This window comes from Bacillus cereus group sp. BceL291 (assembly GCF_051776705.1).
GTDB classification, from domain to species: domain Bacteria; phylum Bacillota; class Bacilli; order Bacillales; family Bacillaceae_G; genus Bacillus_A; species Bacillus_A cereus.
The window spans coordinates 17,335-36,030 of sequence record NZ_JBPWAP010000015.1 but is presented as its reverse complement, the minus strand read 5'-3'; the positions used below and the strand labels follow the sequence as shown (position 1 = coordinate 36,030).

Here is an 18,696-nt window from a genome sequence, read left to right as displayed (position 1 = left end):
TAGAGCAACAAAGATTCAATGAAAACTCGTGCTGCTTACGATACAAATCATTCTATCTATATCTTATGCGAATAAACCATAAGAGACAAACCCTTTTCAAATTTTAAAACGGCTGTCCTACAAATCAGTAAAACAACCGCCTCCCATGTTACTCTTAGCTAAAAATTCCTTTTATTTTCCCAACAACTATATCCGTCCCGAACTTCGTCATTTCATAAGCTACACTTGCTACCGCCATCCCAATTCCTTCTACAACATTAAAACTTCTTAAACGTTCTAATTGCTGTTGTTTTTCTGAGGCCGAAAACGAGCTACCCAAAATTTCTGATTCAGCACCTGTACTTTCTGTCCCTGTCATATGAGCTATTTGTTCATATGACAATTGCTGATAGCCTTTCATACTTTTCAAACCATGATTAGCAAGTGCCACTCCTGCTATCATCATAAGTAAACATAAAGCTACACTACATATACACAAAAGCGCAAAGCGACTCAAACCATAATCATCTGTTCCCCTCAATGTGTATATGCTCCCGTATTATCTTGATCAATTTGATGATGTAGCGCTGCATTTAAACCACTCGCTATTACATTCGCCATATCCTCAATAAAAGTATCTACTTCTTTTGGGGTTACCATTAAATTATGACCAAGAGGAGATAGCACTTCATAAATCAGCCTTCTTTTTTCTTCTTCTTCCAATGTACCAACAGCACCTAAAAACATATTTCTGCTCTTTTCATCCGGCATATCTTCTTCTGTTAATTTTTTCTTTTCTCCAAATGAAAATCCCGCTGGTAACAAAGATCGTGAAGGTTTATTTCCTTCTTTCATCTCTCGACCAAAATGTTTCAAAATAAAATCAATCGTATCACTTGTAATCGAAACAGCATCGACCACAGTCGGAACACCAATTGCGATAACAGGGATACCTAATGTGTCTTTACTTAGTTCTTTACGTTTATTCCCAACCCCTGATCCAGGATGGATTCCAGTATCAGAAATTTGTATCGTGCTATTTACTCGTTCAATAGAACGAGCAGCTAATGCATCAATTGCAATTACAAAGTCCGGGTTCGTCTTCTCAATAATTCCATAAATAACATCGCTCGTTTCGATTCCTGTAATCCCCATTACCCCCGGCCGAATTGCACTAACAGGCCTAAATCCTTCTTCTACACTTTCAGGCTGCAATTGAAACAAATGTCTCGTTACTAAAACATTTTCTACAACTATCGGTCCAAGAGCATCTGGTGTTACATTCCAATTCCCAAGACCTACAATTAAACAGCTTGCTTCTTTTGTAACTCCAACCTCTTCTAAGAAACAAGAAAATTCTTTTGCAAAAATACGCTCCACTTTTTGTTGAAGTTCTGTATCTTGCTGACGTATCCCTTGTACTTCAAGTGTTAAATAATTTCCAGGTTTTTTCCCCATCGCTTCAGAGGCAGCTTCATCAATCGTTACTTTTGTAATTATAGTACCTTCTTCTTCTCTCTCTTTTACAATAACTCCCTGTATCCCTTTTTGTTCTTCTTGGCTTTCTTGCAACATTTGATGAGCTTCTACAGCAAGGTCAGTTCTAATGCTATATTTACTTAAATCTAATGGTTCTTTCATCGTATCTCCTCCGTAATTCATAGTAAATATCGTTAGATTTCCCAAAGTTATATAAGGTCATTCTTTCCTTTACGTGAAATTTCATGGATATACTATTGCAATTCTCTTCACCGTTTGATAGAATATCACTTGTTCTATGTAAGAATCGAGTCATTCGATTGCACCAGGGAGGTGAAAAGTATGGCAAACATCAAATCTGCTATCAAACGCGCTAAACTTAGCGAAGAGCGTCGTGCACATAACGCTTCTATCAAGTCTGACATGCGTTCTGCTGTTAAAACTGTAGAAGCTTTAGTTACTAATAACGATCTTGAAAATGCTAAAGAAGCTTTCAAAACTGCTTCTAAAAAACTTGACAAAGCAGCTCGTAAAGGTCTTATCCACCAAAACGCTGCAGCTCGTCAAAAATCTCGCTTAGCGAAACAAGTAAACGCGTAAGGCGTTTAAAAAACGATCCATTTGGATCGTTTTTTTATATACAAAAAAGTTCATGCACTAAGTGCATGAACTTTTTTGTGTCATCACATATGATTTAATCGCATTAAGAAAAATTCGAGCACAAGCTTCTTATCCATCTTTCCCGTCTTCATACTATAATCAGCTTCCGCTAATTCTATAATCACTTTTTTTAATTCTTCAAAAGAGAAAAACTTCGTTTGATTCATTGCTAACTTTACACGATACGGATGTACACCAATATGAGACGCAATTTGATTTTGTCCATAACCACGTTGCTGTAGCTCTTTCACTTGATACAACAAGCGGAATTGACTCACTAATAACGCAAGCAATTTAATCGGCTCTTCCTGCTGCGTAAATAATCCATCCAAAATTTGCATTGCACCTGCAATATCTTTTTTCACCACTTTTTCTGTCAAAGCAAATACATTTTGCTCAACTGATTTTGGCACAAGCTCTGCAACAAGTTTCGTCGTAATCTCTCCGCCCATACCAACGTATAACGTTAACTTGTCCATTTCCTTCGCCAACATCGTTACATTACTTCCCACAAGCTCTAGCAACAAACTAACAGCCGCGTTATCAATATGCACATGCACTTCATCTGCACGAGCAACAATCCACTTCTGAACATCCTGTACTTGCATCGCATTCGCTTCTACTACATCTGCTGTTTTCTTTAATAGTTTTGTAATTTTTTTTCGCTCATCAAGTTTTTCGTAAGGCGCAACAAAAACAAGAATAGAAAATGGAGAAGGTTCACCAATGTATTCTTCTAAAATTTTTATATTTTGCTCTAACTTTTCTTTTTGCGAAGTCAAAAATAGCGGTGATTTTATTAACAGTACTTTCCGTTCTCCGAAGAAAGGAAGCGTACGCGCATCCTCAACCACATCTTCTAAATACGCTTCTTCTAAATCGTATGTCACAACATTAAACTCTCGATCTTCTTCTTCAAGTGCTTCTGTCGTAATAAGCTTTATCGTTTCATTTATAAAAAAAGCTTCCGTTCCATATATTAAATATAACGGAGCAAACTGTTTCTTTTTAATTTTTTTATGTATATCACTCATACTTTTTCCTACTCCCTAACTTGGCAATATATATTTATACTAATGCCCTAGCTTTTGTTTTACAAGTACAAAGGAACAGGCTTTATAACCCGTCCCTTTATTTATATTAAACGCCACGCAATAAGCCCCGGGTTTCTTATTGGTGTGCGGTAATCACCTTCCCTTTATTATTCGCAATAAAAATTTGAGTATAAGTGCCAACTGTTAACATGCTTGGAAACGAAAAACTCACATTACTTCATGATTTACAAGTAACAAAAAAGCTCGTTTTCTCTTCATATGGAAATTGTAGATTTTTTTCTGACAATATTTTATACTAAAGTGGAATGTTGGGGAGGGATTCTAAATGAATGATTTTGAACAAAACGTTCAAAGTAAACGCAATGACGCTATTGATTCAGGGGTAGGATTTATCGTCTCATTTGGTTTTTTCGCAACACTTTTCATCATTGCAACTGTTATTAAATTTATCGGTTCTTAAAGACTGCCACTTCATGGCAGTCTTCTCTTTTTCATCTATTATGTGTTTTATCATATGTGATTTTACTTTTAAAGGTTCCATTTTCCCCTTTAAAAACATAGGAAATAGCACCTTGCTTGTCCGTGCGCCATATCGCACTCCCCATCTTCTCAAAACGCTCTATCACTTCTTTATGCGGGTGTCCATACCTATTCTGCTTACCAACAGATATAATCGCTACACGAGGCTGTATGACGTTCAAAAAAGGCTCTATAGATGACGTATTACTCCCATGATGAGCAACTTTTAAAACATCCACTTGTAAATCTGGATATGCCTCTACTAAAATCTTTTCCCCTTCTTCTTCCAAATCGCCTGTAAATAGCCACTTCAACCCTCCAAATTTTGCCCATATTACAATTGAAGCGTTATTTTCGCTTTTTTCTTTTCCTTTTGGAGCTAAAACGAAAAATTCCGCTTCATTTACACTCCAACTCTCCCCTTCCCCCACTTCAGTTATTTTCATTTCCTTTTCTAATGCCTGTTTCTTTACTACTTTTTCTAATACTGCATCTTTTCCCTTTCGGCCAAATACCACTTCTTTTACAGGTATATATGATAATAATTCTTGCGCAGCACCTATATGATCTGCATCTCCATGCGTTACGATTAATTTATCAATTGTTTTAATACCTTCTTTTTGTAAAAAGGGTATTAAAACATCCTTTCCAACAGAAAATTCATGCTTTTTTTGTTGCCATTCTTCCTTATTCACACGAAGCGTTCCACCTGTATCAATAAGATAAATCCCTTTATCATACGGAAGGCGAATTAATATTGCATCACCTTGTCCAACATCAATAAATGTTACACTTCCGCCGCCTCTAAAATATGGATATATATAATGACATGTGCTAATAAAAAGAAATACACTCGCAACTATACAAACTATTTTTTTCGGCGCTCTCCGTTCCCAAACCATCAATATGCTGACAATACTGGCGCAATATACAGCTACAAGATTGAAGGGCGTTTCCCCGAAGATAAGCTGGGTAAATGGTAAACTTTCACAATAACTTAGAAAATCATTAGACATACTCAAGCCTATTGATAATACATCGGCAAATCCTTTTGCGAGAAACGGGACAATTGGCATACACAGTAAAATAATAATGCTACATGGTAATACAATGATAGATAAAAACGGAACGTATAAGAGATTGAGGAGAATGCTATATGGAGAAAAATAACCAAAGTGGTATAACAAAATCGGAGTACTAACGAGCTGTGAAATGATAGAAATATAAATAGAATTTCGGATTACTCCGTTGCTACTCTCTAACAATAACGGAGCAGACAAAAGTAAAGCGAAGCTACCTACAAAAGAAAACTGAAATCCAATATTAAAAACAAGATAAGGGTCATATATAAGCATGCATATAGCTGTTACACTTAAAGCATCTAAACTAGATAAACGAATCGAGCACATAAAAGCAATTAACATCAAAACTCCTGTTATAGAAGCTCTTATAACAGAGGGTGACGCCCCTGCTAAAACCATATACAAAGGAATACAAACGATAAGGCAAATTGTTGCTACCTCCCTTGTCACACCGCTTCTTAGCAAAATAAAATATACTATCACCATTAACAGTACAATGTGCGAACCTGAAATTGCTAACAAATGTACAAGACCAAATTGTTGATATTGCTCTTCCACTTCAAACGTCATTTGTTGTCTATCACCAAATAGTAATGCATTCATAAAAGCACCTGATTGCTCTGGAAACATTTCTGTAACTTTCGAGATTACTTGTTGCCTCAAAAGAAGAATCCATTGCGTGAGCGACAGTGATGTTTTATAGCATTCAGAAATATATGTAGCCTCAAATGTGAAATGAATATGTTGTTTGTATAAATAATCACGGTAATTAAAACCATGAAAATTCCGAGCTGTTTCCGGTTCTTTCCTCTCACCCTCGAATACACATGATATCCCTGCGTATAATTGTTGCATTTTTTTCTTTTCCAAGACTGATTTGATTCTATAACTTAACTGCACTATATTTTTATTCTGATCTTCAAATTGAAAAGATAGGCGATCCCCATTAACAAGCGGTGCATTTTGTATAACCCCTCTTGTAACTCCATAGGACTCCCCTAGAGGCTTATTCCACGTTTGAACATAGGAGGTGTATATGGCGCTATTAAAGCACGCTACAATACAAAAAATGAAGGTTTTACGCGAAGTGCGATATAAACAGAAGAAAACATTTAAAAAGAGGCAAAAAACTATCAATAAAAGTGACGAGGAAAAGGCAATTGCAACCCCTATTATAAATGAGATTGCAACATACCCCCATTGTTCCTGCAACTTATACTCACTCCTTATAGCATCATTTTTGCTTTCGTGAATACATGCTGTAATTCTTCCATTGATAAATTATCTTTTTCTAAAGACGCAAATAATTCTTTCAACTCTGTATAACGTTTTTGCTCCTCTAATGCAGCAATATCATATTCTAGCGGAACGTGCTTCACTGTTACGTTCGCTTGTTCAAATAACTCTATGGCGTATGGATGATTTTTATAATCCTGCGCATAATAAACCGCTGTAATACCACTTTGAATAATTGCCTTACAACATTGTAAACAAGGGAAATGCGTAACGTAAATTTCTGCTTCCTCTGTTTTCGCACCAAACTTGGCACATTGTAATAAAGCATTCATTTCGGCATGAATTGTCCGAACACAATGATTATCGATTACGTAACAACCATCATCTATACAATGTACGCCACCTTTAATTGAACCATTATACCCACCAGCAATAATTCGTTTATCGCGAACGATTGTCGCTCCTACCGCAAGCCTTGTACATGTACTACGCAAAGATAGTAGATGGCTTTGCGTCATAAAATATTGATCCCATGAAATTCGTTCCATATTTTTCACCTACTTTTTTGTCTACTTGTAGTGTAGCGAAAGAAGAAAAACTTCGTCAATCTTTTACGGAATAATAATTTGACCTTTTATCTTTTCAAGAGACTTCGCACCAATCCCATCAATCTCTAATAAATCTTCTATTTTCTGAAACGGACCATGTTCTTCTCGATATTTCAAAATACTTTCTGCCTTTCGAGAGCCAATCCCTGTAATTTTTTCTAGTTGTTCTTTCGCCGCTGTATTTATTCGAATCTTGCCATCTTCCTTAGAAGAAGTAAGCACCCCTTGTTCTGACTCATTTTTACTCGGTATATAAAGAAGCATTTGATCTTGTACAATTTGTGCTAAATTTACTTTTTTCATATCTACTTCTGATAAAAAACCACCAGCCTTTTGAACCGCATCCTTTACGCGATCTCCTTCCTTCATTTCATATACCCCTTCTTTACTAACCGCTCCTTTCACATCAATTATAATTGTTCTTTTCTGTTCCTTTGTATCCGATATTTTCGGTTTACCCTTTTTTTCTATCTCCTTCTCTTGTACATTCATTGTAATAGGCGTTCGTTCTACATTCTGATTCGTTTTCCAAAAAACAAGAAAAAGTAAAGTTCCAATAATAGCTACTAAACCTAACCACTTTTTCGGAAAATCCCACATCATTTTACACCTCTAATCATAAATTTATAACATCATTCATATTGTTTAGGAGAAAGCTGTTACGAAGGAGGGATGAAACTTTGAACATAGGAATTATAGGGACAGGAAACATGGGAAATATACTAATCGATGCATTTTTAGAAACCCGTGCTGTCAAACCTTCTTGCCTTACAATCATTAATCGGACGCCCGCAAAAGCATATCATATAAAAGAAAAATACCCTTCTGTTCAGATAGCAAAAACAATCCCGGAAGTAATCGAACAATCACAACTTATTTTTATTTGTGTTAAGCCGATAGATATATACCCTATCCTAAAAAAATACGCTGAACATTTTTCTGATGAAACGTGCTTAGTTTCTATTACAAGTCCAATATCTCCATCACAATTAGAGACTCTCGTACCTTGCCACGTCGCGCGTATCATTCCAAGTATCACAAATCGCGCTCTCTCTGGCGCCTCACTATTTACATTTGGAGATAATTGCTCTGAAGAATGGCAACAAAAACTACTTCGTCTATTCAAAAACATTTCTACACCTCTTGTAATAAAAGAAGATATAACGCGCGTTTCATCTGATATAGCAAGTTGCGGTCCTGCTTTCTTTAGTTATTTACTACAATGCTTCATTAACGCTGCTGTAGATAAAACAAATATTACACACGAAGAGGCTACTACTTTAGTAAGTGAAATGGTCGTGGGGATGGGGAAATTACTTGAAAAAGAAATCTTCACATTACCTACCTTACAAGAAAAGGTTTGCGTGAAAGGCGGCGTTACTGGGGAAGGCATTCGGGTTTTAGAAGAACACGTTGGAGATATGTTCCATAAGTTAATCGAGCGAACACATGAAAAATTTGATGAAGATTTAGAATGCGTTGATCAGCAATTCAATAAACACACATAATAAATACGTCATTTTCATTCCAAATCCTTTTTATAAATACTTACTTTTTTACAATACATTTTCACTTCAACTACTATTCCCACACTTTACGCATACGATCTTTAGATTATGCTAGAACTAAAAATACATCTTCTTTATAAAACAAAAGCAACCTTCTCGGTTGCTTTTGTTTTTATCCGTTTTTCTTCGCCATGAAGAAAATACGCTCTGTTTGTTCTGTAACTTCAAGTCGCTCAAAATCACCTGTTACACGAAGCACTGTAAAACCTGCTTCTTCAAGCCATTTCGTTAACTCTTCCACTTGATATGCACGTTGCACGTGACATTCGTCAAACCGATGGTACACATCTTCTTCTGGATCTTGAACAAAGAATGTTAAATCATGCTCTACACTATTTGATTCTTCACCAGGGAAGCAATTCCAAATAAGAGATATTTCTTCTCCATTCACTGTATACGTTTCATTTTGAAATACATGATGTATTTTATATAAAGAGTGTACATCAAATAAAAACAAACCATCTTGACGTAAATGGTGAAATACTCCTCTAAATGTTTCTTGTACTCCATCTTCTTGCAATACATAATTTAATGAATCACAAAAAATCGTTACACAGTCAAACTCACCCGGAACATCAAGCTCGCGCATATCTTGTTGGTAAAAAGGAATAAAATGCCCTTCTCCGCCTAGTTTTTGCTGAGCGACTGTTAACATTTCTTCTGAAAGATCGACACCTATTAAATCGTAACCCTTTTGCACAAGCGGCAGGGTTACATTACCTGTACCGCATGCTACATCAAGAATTTTTGCCTCTTTCATACCTGCCTGCTGTAAACTTCCCTCTGTAAATTCCACCCATTTATCATAAGGGACATCATTCATTAGTTCGTCGTACAACAATGCAAATTGTTCGTATTTCATTGGCCTAACTCTTCTGTAATATCTTCACGTGGCACATCACCCCATAGACGCTCTAAATTATAGTGATTACGCTCATCTTTATGGAATACATGAGCAACTACATCTCCAAGATCAACTAATACCCAACGTGCTTCGTCAAACCCTTCCATACGTTGTACGTCGATTTGGAACTCATGTGCTTTTGATTTAATTTCACGTGCAATTGCTTGCACTTGTTTATCTGAATTTCCGTGACAAATAATGAAATAATCTGCAATTGGTGAAATACCTTGCATATTTAGGACAACCATATCTTCTGCTCTCTTATCATCAGCTGCTTTTGCCGCTAATACTAATAATTCTTTATCGTTCATTTACTCATTTCCTCCTTGATAACTGCATTGTATGTTTGGAATGTTAATGGATAAATCGTCTGATCTTTTTCCATTAAAAATTGAATTGTTCTCTTTAACGCAAATAATAGGGCTTGATTTATATCCGTATATGCGAGTTTACGAGCCTCTTCCACTCCTGGAAACTTTCGCCCAGGTTCAATGTAATCAGCTACATAAATCACTTTATCTAACATCGTCATATTCTCATGACCACTTGTATGATATGTAATAGCTTGCAAAATTTCAGAATCCGTAATGCCTACTTCTTTTTCTACTAAGTATGCCCCAACAGGTGCATGCCATAACTCTTTGTTATAGCAAAGTAAATCTTTCGGCAAATCTTCACGTTTAATAATCTCTTCCATTTCTGAAATTGCTCTACATTTCGCATAATCATGGAATATAGCTGCCATCTCTGCTTTTTTCTCGTCCACACCGTATAACTTAGCAAGCTCAATCGCTGTCTCCATTACACCAATTGTGTGTATATAACGTTTTTCATGCATTTGTTGTTTGACAATATGCAGTGCATTCTCACGATTCATACAACCCATTCCTCTCGATATATACCTGTACTTTTTCAGGAAGTAAATATTTACACGTTTTCTTCTCTTTATATCTCTCACGTAATAAGGATGAAGAAACTGCAAATTCCGGAATTTCCACTGTAGTAATCTTATATGGTGTATGCAATGTATACCCAGGTCTTGCAACTCCAACAAACGTTACAAGATTAAGTAAAGCTTCAATGTTATACCACTTCGGTAAATATTCAACCATATCCCCACCAATAATAAAGTGAAACTGCACATCCGGATACTTCTTCGTCAATTGTAACATAGTGTCATACGTATAAGATGGGCCCTTCCTACTTAGCTCTTCTAAACAAATAGAAAAGTGTTCTTCTGCCTCAGTCGCGAGCTCTAACATATGTAAACGACTTTCTACACTTGTAATATTCCGCCCTTGTTTATGTGGCGGAATCTGGTTTGGCAAGAACCATACTTCTTCCAAGTTCAAAGCGTGATATACTTCATTTGCAATTAGCAAATGTCCATAGTGAGGCGGATCAAATGTACCGCCAATGATGCCAATTTTCCTCAAAAGAAACGCCCCTTCCTTTTATATACAGCAACTCTCCTCGGTTAGGAATGAAGAGAGTTGCTATTAATAAAAGTTCAATTGGTTTCGCTCTCTACATCATTACGCATCAGCGATAAAAATAGCGCATGCTAATCTTTTTATCGAGGAAGCTTAATTTGTTTATTTTCTCTTGATTCTTTGTATAAAACGATTGTGCTTCCAATTACTTGAACGATTTCAGCACGTGCACCTTTTGCAAGTTCTTCCGCAACCTCACGGCGATCAAATTCACAGTTTTGTAATACACTTACTTTAAATAACTCACGAGCTTCTAAAGTATCTGCAATTTGTTTAATCATATTTTCATTTACTCCGCCTTTTCCTACTTGAAAAATTGGTGTTAAATGATGTGCTTGTGCACGTAAAAATCTTTTTTGTTTTCCTGTTAACATATATGTTAGCCTCCAAGCTTTTCTATAACTAATTGTTTCATTCTCTCGATATTTGGGGTGCGTCCTGTCCACATTTCAAATGCAAGTGCTCCTTGATAAACAAACATATCAATACCATTTTGAATGATTGCACCTTGCTCTTTTGCCTCACATAAAATTTTCGTTTCAAATGGATTATAAATTATATCTGATACAATCGTTCCTTTTTTTAACGAACAAATTTGTAATGGCGTATATTCTACGTGCGGATGCATACCTATCGTTGTCGTCTGAATGATAATATCATAATTTCCTTGTTCTTCTGTCGCTTTTTCTAACGACAAAGCAACAGAATTAACATCGGCCGTACGTGCAGCAATAAGTTCCTTCGCCTTATCTACTGTACGATTGGCTACATCAATCTCTTTTACACCTACATCAGCAAGAGAAAAATAAATAGCTCGGCTAGCACCACCTGAACCAAGTAACAAAATACGTTTCCCTTGAAGTGGTTCATTACTAATTGACTGCAGCGCTCGAACAAAACCAATCCCGTCTGTGTTATAGCCAATTAATCTTCCATCCTTATGAACCACTGTATTTACTGCACCGATTTTCCTTGCCAATGGGTCAATCTCATCCAAATACTCCATAATAGCAACCTTGTGCGGAGTTGTTACATTAAATCCTGAAATACCTAATGCTTTTAAACCTCTTACTGCTTCCCCTAGCAATTCCTCTTCAACAAGGAACGCATGATAATGGGCATCCATATTCAAGTGTTCAAATGCATCGTTATGCATAACGGGTGATAATGAATGTCCAATTGGATTTCCGATTACACCATATAATTGTTTCATAAATCCCTCTCCATATTAAATTAAAGATTTACGTAGTGAAACACTTACTCCTTTTGGTACGTGTGCAACAATTTTTGCTCCTGGTTCGTTCACAGTAACCCATCCTAATCCAGAGAATACAACATCCGTTTTAGGTTCACGAATATTAAATTCGTATTTCACTAGCTCAGGCATATTTGCTAATTCTTCTGGCGTTGGTGGGCTTAATAAATCCCCGGCATGATTTTTATATAATTCATCTGCTTTCTCAAGCTTTGTACGATGGATTGTTAAGCGATTCGAGAAGTGACAAGTAAATGCACGACGACCACCACTTACATAATCAAAACGTGCCAATCCACTAAAGAATAACGTTTGTTCTTCATTTAATTGGAATACCATCGGCTTAATTTCTTTTGTTGGTGTAATAAGCTTTAAGCTTTGCTTTCCAACATAATGAGCCATTTGGTGGTGGTTAATAATACCTGGCGTATCATATAAAGAAGACTCTTCGTCCAATGGAATATCAATTAAATCCAGTGTTGTTCCTGGGAAATGAGATGTTGTAATTACATTTTCAGTCTCATCACTAAATTCTTTAATCATACGATTAATAAATGTCGATTTTCCTACATTCGTACATCCAACAACATAAACATCTTTGCCGCCGCGATAATACTCAATAGCATCTGCTAGTTCAGCAATTCCTTGTCCCTTCGCTGCACTAATTAAAAAGACATCTTCTGGTTTTAATCCTAGCTGCTTTGCACTATAGCGCATCCAATGTTTTACTTTATCATGTTTTACTGACTTTGGAATTAAATCAGCTTTATTTCCAACAAGTAATACTTTATTATTCCCTACGAAACGATGTAAGCCAGGTAACCAGCTACCATTAAAATCAAAAATATCTACAATTTTGACTACTAATGCATCTGATTTTCCAATTCCATTTAAAATGCGTAGGAAGTCATCATCTGTTAACGATACATCTTGAATTTCATTGTAATGCTTCAAGCGAAAACAACGTTGACAAATGACTTGTTCTTTCTCTAAAGATGAGGCAGGAGCATACCCCACTTCGTTTTTATTTTCTGTTTGAATTTCTACACCGCAACCAATACATTTAATTGTTTCAGTCAAACTTTATTCCTCCCAGTTAATTAAACCTTTTTTCTTCATATTTTTCATAATTCTTCGTTCAATTTTTCGATTAAAGCGCGTTACTAATCCGTCCGTTTGTGCTACCGGTACAACTAAAATTGTATGAAGGCCTACTCGGTTTCCACCAAGCACGTCAGTCAGTAACTGATCTCCAATTACTACAACTTCATCTGGCTGCAAACGCATCTCTTGTATCGCACGCTTAAATGCGCGAACAAATGGTTTACGTGCACTATGAATAAATGGAATACCTAATGGATCAGCAAAATCTTTCACACGTTGCTCATTATTATTTGAAACGACCGTTACTTGAATGCCTTGCTCTTTCATTTCCAAGAACCATTTTTCAAGTTGCGGCGTTGCATTGGGACGATCCCATTCAATTAAAGTGTTATCTAAGTCAGTAATAACGCCTTTAATCCCACGTTTTTTTAAATCTTCTGGTTGAACATGATATACATTTTTCACATATTCATTTGGTAAAAATAGTTTCAATTTCTTTCACCTCTTTGAGGATTTTTCATAAAATTTTTCGACAACATTTTTCGATATATAACCTGTGGATAAAATTGTACACATTTTCCACATTAATTTTGCAGTTAATTTGGAATTTACTAACAAACTATACACACTTTATCCACCTAGGTATGTGGATAACCACTCGTTTGTGACTGTCATATTTTTTTGGTACATTAAATGCATCAACGAATCAATCCTTATATTATTAGGAGGTGACTCACCTTGAAAACAAAACATATGGAACAGTTATCCACTGAGTTACTCACTGAGTCTTATTATAAAGCAAAAGAACTAAAATTAAATCCCGACTTCATTTTACTTATAAAACAAGAAATCATTAGACGCTCATTAGAGGACAAGCTTGTCAAATCATCTTGATTACATATAAAGTGAAAGTTTAATCAGCCCTTACCAATCAAACAGTTAAAGGATAAATTATTAGATGCCCTGTAAAAAGAGCCATCCTACGATGGCTCTCGAATAAACAAGTACTCCCATCTAGGGGATTTCATCATTAAGTATCTTTGCCCATAACTCTTACTTACGGTTATAAAAGCTTTTCTTTATTTATGAGCTAAGCGAGTAGCTATTTTTTCACCAAGACGAAGCTCTTGTCCACTCTTTAATTCCTGCACTACTTCTATCATATCTTTTTCAAACAATAACACAACTGTTGAACCAAATGTAAAGTATGCCATTTCTTCACCTTTTTGAACAGTGTCTCTCTCATGCAAAAGCTCAATACTATTAACAAACATAGCACCTACTTTTACAAGAGCCATATGCTCGCCATCACTGCTTACTTCTGTAACAGAACGATAATTTTTTGACAGTGGTTCTTTCCCGTATTCCATACCAGCTGCATTTACCGGATATGATTTTCTACCGAGTACAAATCTTTCAGTCACAGAACCAGAAAGCGGACTATGAATGCGATGATAATGACTTGGACTCAAATAAATTACCATATATGTACCGCCTGCATATCGCGTTGCACGTTCTTCATTACCTAGCATATCCACGATTGAATAGCGCTTTCCTTTAATATCAAATGTTTTTGTATCCTCAATAGGACCATGATCTGCAAAAACACCATCAACAGGACTAACGATACTCGATGCATCTGTATCAATACTACGCTTTCCTTCTTTTAGCTTACGCGTAAATAATTCATGCAATGTTCTATATTCCTTCAAACCCTTTTCCATCTCATCTTGATTAATTTGAAAAACTTTCGCGTACGATGGAATAATGATAGAGCTCAAACGAGATTGTGCAAATTTACGTAATATATAAGAAGTAAAGCGACCATTTGTAAGTTCTATCATAAGTCGATATAATGTACGTCGCAAATTGCGAAACCCCCTAATCAGTCTATAACTTTAGTTTTCCCTTCTTTTCTTTCTATATCATATGTAAAATTGGTTCTTATTCCCACATATCATATAAAGCAGCCTTATTATATATACAGAAAACTAAGTATGGTATTATTCTTAAATTATTTAGCACCTTCTAATATTACAGATAGAATCCGTCATTTTCAACAGTGAACATGTATTTCTTCTTAGCATAACGCGTTTTCTTTTCTTATTTACAATAAAAAAAGCAGCCCATTTTAAATATGGCTGCTTCTAATACACTTTACTCTTTCGCTTTTTTCTCTTTCTCTGCCCTTACAAACTCGTGGAACATTTTCATTAAAGCACGCTTTTCAATCCGTGATACGTAGCTTCTAGAAATACCAAGCGCCTTAGCGATTTCCCGCTGTGTTTTCTCCTTATCTAGCCCAAGTCCAAAACGTTTCACAATCACTTCTTTTTCTCTTTCGTCTAAAATATCGATATACTCTTTAATTTTTTCTAACTCCATACTAAGCTGAATCATATCAATTACATCTTCAGACTCTGATTTTAATATATCAATAAGCGATATTTCATTGCCCTCTTTATCTTGCCCGATCGGATCATGAAGTGAAACATCTTTTTTCGTTTTCTTTAGTACACGTAAATGCATCAAAATTTCATTTTCAATACAGCGTGCTGCATACGTCGCAAGCTTCGTTCCCTTTCCTGCAGAATAGCTCTCGATCGCTTTAATGAGCCCGATTGTACCAATTGAAATTAAATCTTCTGCATCTTCTCCTGTGTTCTCAAATTTTTTAACGATATGAGCTACAAGCCGTAAATTATGTTCAATTAAAAGATTTCTCGCTTGAGCATCACCTTGCTCCATTAACTCTAAGTACTTTCTCTCATCATCTGATGATAACGGCTGCGGGAACGCATTGTTCTTCACATAAGAAACAAAGACAAACACTTCTCGAACCATATATCCAATTGCGGCGAATAGACTCAAACCTTTCACCTCCGCCAAAATAGTGGTCTTTATTATGTGTATGTGGGCGTGAGGTTGTTTGTGTCTGTACAGTTTATTTATAAAACTCAACACTTCTAACATTTAAAATATTTTATCGTTATATTATAATTAAATAAAATTGTTATTTATATATGAATATGCTATTAAAGGGGACACTATTCATGATTACATTAGAACGATTATTAAATGTAACAATTTATTTAGGGGTATTTTTACTTTTCATTTCGTTCATTACTTTTGTTATTAAAAGAGGGCCTGATTTATTATTTTTTCAATTTGGAATTTCTTTATTTTTTGGAGCTCAAATTATAACTGGAATAAAATTTTTTCATAACTATGGTTTCTCCTTTCACTCAAAACTAGAACTACTTATCTTTATTTTCTATGTAATTGGAATTATTACATGTATACTATTATTCTTTCACTTTCAAAATCCGTATCGAATTTTTTTATTAATCTGTAGTTGTTTATTTTTAACTGGATCCAATTATTACTTTAAAGAAACATTAAATTTTAGTGAAAAAATTCCAAAGCAAAACAAAACTTTTTTAAGTACACAAGATGACTCTTTTCCAAAAGAAGTTCGTAAATTTTCAGAGGATTACAACAACATAATAAGAAATGATTTTTATGAAATACCGATGATTCCTACTGAATTACAGATTACAAGCAAAAAAGATTCTTCCCATAGTACATCTTACTTAGTTGAACTTCATAATAGCGAAAATGAAATTACTGATGACTCTGTACAATTAACTCCATCAGACCGTTTTTATGTGCTGTTAAATAAACAAAAAACAAAAATATCAAAAATAGTATATGAAGGACAGAATTTTTTCACATTTACAGTCACACTAAAGGCTCTTAATTTACAGCAAGAACCAGAGATTCATAATATGTTTTTAGAAATAGATAAACGTAGAGCGATGAATCTTCTTAATTTTGAAATTAAAGCCCATACTAAAGAATGGAAAGTAATATTTAAAAGTGATAGTTCTTATTCCAATCTTCCTATCACATTTACTTTTGAAAAACGAACAGGCAAAGTATAAAAATAAAAAGAGTTATTTTCTTTGAAAAATAACTCTTTTATTTTACTTACTCCAAATCTTTCTCCCCGCTTGGGCATCAATATAACGAATTTCCCGCCTACAATTAAAAGGTTCTTTATGTTTTTCATCTGTCGTTTGTTTGTAAAGTAGTTTGTATTTCGTTTCCTCTGCATCATGATCTAAAAACCATTCTAATTTAACTCGGATAGCCTCTCTGTATATTTCTAACGCTTTTTCTTTAGTTACTTTTGGTGTTATTTCATATGTGAGCAATTCTTTTATAAAGTTGCTAGACTCTCCCGAGTAGTGCATAACAGCACCATTTTCTGCATTGATGTTAATCATAAATTGGTTATACTCTGCCGGAATATCATTTATATATACAGAAAAGATAAATCTTTCAATCCCATCTTCTGCTTCTTCACGTTCCTCCCAAAGACGCAGATATTGTGTGATATCTGGAATAACTCGTTCTAAAAATTGAAGTGCTCTTTGTAAACATTCCTCTCTAGACAGTATTTGCTTTACTTCTTTATCATCTGTCAGTTTTATAAAACCAGTTAATTCATTGGTTAATTTATCAATTGTAACGCTAACTAAATTATTATATTTCAACATCGGTAAATGCTTTTTAAAGAATTCATTCATTAAATATGGATTCTTTTCTTCTTTCTGTTTTTGTAATTCCTCTTTCGGAACAAATTTCATCCTTATTTCATCATCATTTTCTGTCTCATCTACTTTTGTAAAACCTTCTTTATTCCAGTCAAATAATTCGAATACTTCACCTCGTTCGTTACCTTTTTTCGATTTTTCAACAGCTACAGCCGAAGGCAATTTATAATAATCTGGTCCAAATAAATCTTTACCTGTACTTGCATCAATAAACGCATGACTAGGCTCTGGTTCATATACAAGATGGTACCCTTTTACTTCTTCCACGTTTTCATACTCACATGAAGAGTATGTTAAATCTATAAATACAAGTCTCATATCTTGTCTAGCTTTCAAATTTTCTAAAACGATATTCTCCTCAACAATTTCACTTGGCCATAACGGTTTTTTCTCTATAGCTTTTTGTCCATTGTAATGAAAATGCACAACATTACCTGAAGAGTGCACTCGCACAACGCACCCTGTATTCGGCAATGGATAGCTATTCACTTCTTGCATATAATTTACTTCTTTCCAACCGCGCCTGTCGTCCTTAACCGTTACATATGTATAGAATTCATATCCTTCTTTTGTATATTTTTTCAAGAACGCATTTGCAATCTCTCTTGCCTTCTTCTCCTCTATCGCTTCCTTGCCACTTGAAAAAGGATTTTCATCATCTATCCTAAATTCAATTAAATTACCAGTATGTCTATTCAATGTAATTTGTATCGTTCTCTCCTGATCCTCTTTATGCTCCCACCATAATAGATGATACGGGTCATCACCCCCTTCTTGATCATCTACAACAAGACTATATTCATCTGGAATATTAATAATATGAGCCACTTGCTCTTTTCTTTCTTTATCTTTTTAATTCATCATACCGCTCCCTTTATTACAATTTAAGGTAATTATAACAAACAAAACCAAAGAACTATAAAAAAAGACTAGAGATATCTCTAGTCTTCTACTTCGTTTCACGATGTAACGTTACTCGCTTTAATCGTGGACAATATTTTTTTAATTCGATGCGTTCTGGATTGTTTCGTTTATTTTTTTTAGAAATGTAATTACGATCACCGCACTCCGTACAAGCTAATGTAATATTTACACGCATATTTAATTCTCCTTTCTTTCAAAAATCGCAACTAAA

General features: G+C 35.1%; 22 protein-coding genes and 1 pseudogene. 5 read left to right on the top strand and 18 right to left on the bottom strand.

The window, feature by feature from the left end; all coding sequences use genetic code 11:
* Positions 1-154 precede the first annotated feature (154 nt).
* Positions 155-520, bottom strand: coding sequence for a YqxA family protein (locus ACS2CR_RS12345; protein ID WP_001215034.1), 366 nt, complete (start codon positions 518-520; stop codon positions 155-157).
* Positions 517-1,620 carry a GPR endopeptidase gene (gene gpr / locus ACS2CR_RS12340; protein WP_000662616.1) on the bottom strand — a complete coding sequence of 368 codons (1,104 nt, stop codon included), beginning with the start codon at positions 1,618-1,620 and terminating at the stop codon, positions 517-519. Before gpr ends, ACS2CR_RS12345 begins: the two co-directional genes overlap by 4 nt.
* Positions 1,621-1,800: 180 nt before the next feature.
* On the opposite strand from gpr, the gene rpsT reads away from it, so the two are divergent.
* Positions 1,801-2,058, top strand: a complete 258-nt coding sequence (gene rpsT, locus ACS2CR_RS12335) for a 30S ribosomal protein S20 (RefSeq protein ID WP_001274011.1) — start codon at positions 1,801-1,803, stop codon at positions 2,056-2,058.
* A gap of 83 nt (positions 2,059-2,141) precedes the next feature.
* On the opposite strand, the gene holA is transcribed toward rpsT, so the two are convergent.
* A complete protein-coding gene (holA, locus tag ACS2CR_RS12330; protein WP_001279908.1) occupies positions 2,142-3,152 on the bottom strand; it encodes a DNA polymerase III subunit delta in 1,011 nt (336 codons plus the stop codon).
* A 346-nt stretch (positions 3,153-3,498) separates the two neighbouring features.
* Between holA and ACS2CR_RS12325 the strand changes: the two genes are divergently transcribed.
* Positions 3,499-3,633, top strand: a complete 135-nt coding sequence (locus ACS2CR_RS12325) for a YqzM family protein (RefSeq protein WP_000997609.1) — start codon at positions 3,499-3,501, stop codon at positions 3,631-3,633.
* 31 nt (positions 3,634-3,664) lie between these two features.
* On the opposite strand, the gene ACS2CR_RS12320 is transcribed toward ACS2CR_RS12325, so the two are convergent.
* The 3 genes from ACS2CR_RS12320 to ACS2CR_RS12310 form a co-directional block, all read right to left on the bottom strand.
* Positions 3,665-5,986, bottom strand: a complete 2,322-nt coding sequence (locus ACS2CR_RS12320) for a DNA internalization-related competence protein ComEC/Rec2 (protein WP_002132665.1) — start codon at positions 5,984-5,986, stop codon at positions 3,665-3,667.
* Between the two features lie 14 nt (positions 5,987-6,000).
* A complete protein-coding gene (locus ACS2CR_RS12315) occupies positions 6,001-6,558 on the bottom strand; it encodes a ComE operon protein 2 (RefSeq protein WP_000439773.1) in 558 nt (185 codons plus the stop codon).
* A gap of 63 nt (positions 6,559-6,621) precedes the next feature.
* On the bottom strand, positions 6,622-7,221 hold the full coding sequence (locus ACS2CR_RS12310) for a helix-hairpin-helix domain-containing protein (RefSeq protein ID WP_000989929.1): 600 nt from the start codon (positions 7,219-7,221) through the stop codon (positions 6,622-6,624).
* 77 nt (positions 7,222-7,298) lie between these two features.
* On the opposite strand from ACS2CR_RS12310, the gene comER reads away from it, so the two are divergent.
* Complete coding sequence (gene comER / locus ACS2CR_RS12305) at positions 7,299-8,126, top strand: late competence protein ComER (RefSeq protein WP_001020560.1); 828 nt, start codon at positions 7,299-7,301, stop codon at positions 8,124-8,126.
* 172 nt (positions 8,127-8,298) lie between these two features.
* Here comER and ACS2CR_RS12300 read toward each other — a convergent pair whose 3' ends face one another.
* The 8 genes from ACS2CR_RS12300 to ACS2CR_RS12265 all read right to left on the bottom strand — a co-directional run bounded on the left by ACS2CR_RS12300 (position 8,299) and on the right by ACS2CR_RS12265 (position 13,434).
* The gene (locus ACS2CR_RS12300; RefSeq protein ID WP_153602743.1) at positions 8,299-9,048 is read right to left on the bottom strand and encodes a class I SAM-dependent methyltransferase; all 750 of its coding nucleotides are present in this window, start codon (positions 9,046-9,048) and stop codon (positions 8,299-8,301) included.
* Positions 9,045-9,401: a ribosome silencing factor gene (gene rsfS, locus ACS2CR_RS12295; protein WP_000998193.1), complete on the bottom strand. Its 357-nt coding sequence runs from the start codon at positions 9,399-9,401 to the stop codon at positions 9,045-9,047. The genes ACS2CR_RS12300 and rsfS overlap by 4 nt, the downstream gene beginning before the upstream one ends.
* Positions 9,398-9,967 carry a bis(5'-nucleosyl)-tetraphosphatase (symmetrical) YqeK gene (gene yqeK / locus ACS2CR_RS12290; protein ID WP_001078477.1) on the bottom strand — a complete coding sequence of 190 codons (570 nt, stop codon included), beginning with the start codon at positions 9,965-9,967 and terminating at the stop codon, positions 9,398-9,400. The genes rsfS and yqeK overlap by 4 nt, the downstream gene beginning before the upstream one ends.
* Positions 9,957-10,526 (bottom strand): nicotinate-nucleotide adenylyltransferase, encoded by a 570-nt coding sequence (nadD, locus tag ACS2CR_RS12285; RefSeq protein ID WP_001226048.1) that lies wholly within the window; start codon positions 10,524-10,526, stop codon positions 9,957-9,959. The genes yqeK and nadD overlap by 11 nt, the downstream gene beginning before the upstream one ends.
* Positions 10,527-10,663: 137 nt before the next feature.
* On the bottom strand, positions 10,664-10,957 hold the full coding sequence (yhbY, locus tag ACS2CR_RS12280; RefSeq protein ID WP_000955224.1) for a ribosome assembly RNA-binding protein YhbY: 294 nt from the start codon (positions 10,955-10,957) through the stop codon (positions 10,664-10,666).
* A gap of 5 nt (positions 10,958-10,962) precedes the next feature.
* Positions 10,963-11,796, bottom strand: a complete 834-nt coding sequence (gene aroE, locus ACS2CR_RS12275; RefSeq protein ID WP_000812077.1) for a shikimate dehydrogenase — start codon at positions 11,794-11,796, stop codon at positions 10,963-10,965.
* A gap of 15 nt (positions 11,797-11,811) precedes the next feature.
* The gene (gene yqeH / locus ACS2CR_RS12270; protein WP_000140799.1) at positions 11,812-12,918 is read right to left on the bottom strand and encodes a ribosome biogenesis GTPase YqeH; all 1,107 of its coding nucleotides are present in this window, start codon (positions 12,916-12,918) and stop codon (positions 11,812-11,814) included.
* Positions 12,919-12,921: 3 nt separating this feature from the next.
* A complete protein-coding gene (locus ACS2CR_RS12265; RefSeq protein ID WP_000765314.1) occupies positions 12,922-13,434 on the bottom strand; it encodes a YqeG family HAD IIIA-type phosphatase in 513 nt (170 codons plus the stop codon).
* Between the two features lie 246 nt (positions 13,435-13,680).
* Between ACS2CR_RS12265 and ACS2CR_RS12260 the strand changes: the two genes are divergently transcribed.
* A complete protein-coding gene (locus ACS2CR_RS12260) occupies positions 13,681-13,836 on the top strand; it encodes a sporulation histidine kinase inhibitor Sda (RefSeq protein WP_000850094.1) in 156 nt (51 codons plus the stop codon).
* 185 nt (positions 13,837-14,021) lie between these two features.
* On the opposite strand, the gene ACS2CR_RS12255 is transcribed toward ACS2CR_RS12260, so the two are convergent.
* The gene (locus tag ACS2CR_RS12255; RefSeq protein ID WP_001255000.1) at positions 14,022-14,810 is read right to left on the bottom strand and encodes a phosphatidylserine decarboxylase; all 789 of its coding nucleotides are present in this window, start codon (positions 14,808-14,810) and stop codon (positions 14,022-14,024) included.
* A 289-nt stretch (positions 14,811-15,099) separates the two neighbouring features.
* Positions 15,100-15,813, bottom strand: a complete 714-nt coding sequence (sigK, locus tag ACS2CR_RS12250; RefSeq protein WP_000051382.1) for an RNA polymerase sporulation sigma factor SigK — start codon at positions 15,811-15,813, stop codon at positions 15,100-15,102.
* Positions 15,814-15,965: 152 nt separating this feature from the next.
* Here sigK and ACS2CR_RS12245 point away from each other — a divergent pair, with 152 nt between their 5' ends.
* Positions 15,966-16,886 (top strand): hypothetical protein, encoded by a 921-nt coding sequence (locus tag ACS2CR_RS12245; RefSeq protein ID WP_081003140.1) that lies wholly within the window; start codon positions 15,966-15,968, stop codon positions 16,884-16,886.
* Positions 16,887-16,928: 42 nt separating this feature from the next.
* Here ACS2CR_RS12245 and ACS2CR_RS12240 read toward each other — a convergent pair.
* Both ACS2CR_RS12240 and rpmG read right to left on the bottom strand, forming a co-directional pair.
* Positions 16,929-18,413: pseudogene (locus ACS2CR_RS12240) on the bottom strand (YcdB/YcdC domain-containing protein); the annotation flags it as partial.
* A 97-nt stretch (positions 18,414-18,510) separates the two neighbouring features.
* Positions 18,511-18,660: a 50S ribosomal protein L33 gene (rpmG, locus tag ACS2CR_RS12235; RefSeq protein WP_001265617.1), complete on the bottom strand. Its 150-nt coding sequence runs from the start codon at positions 18,658-18,660 to the stop codon at positions 18,511-18,513.
* Between the last annotated feature and the right edge of the window lie 36 nt (positions 18,661-18,696).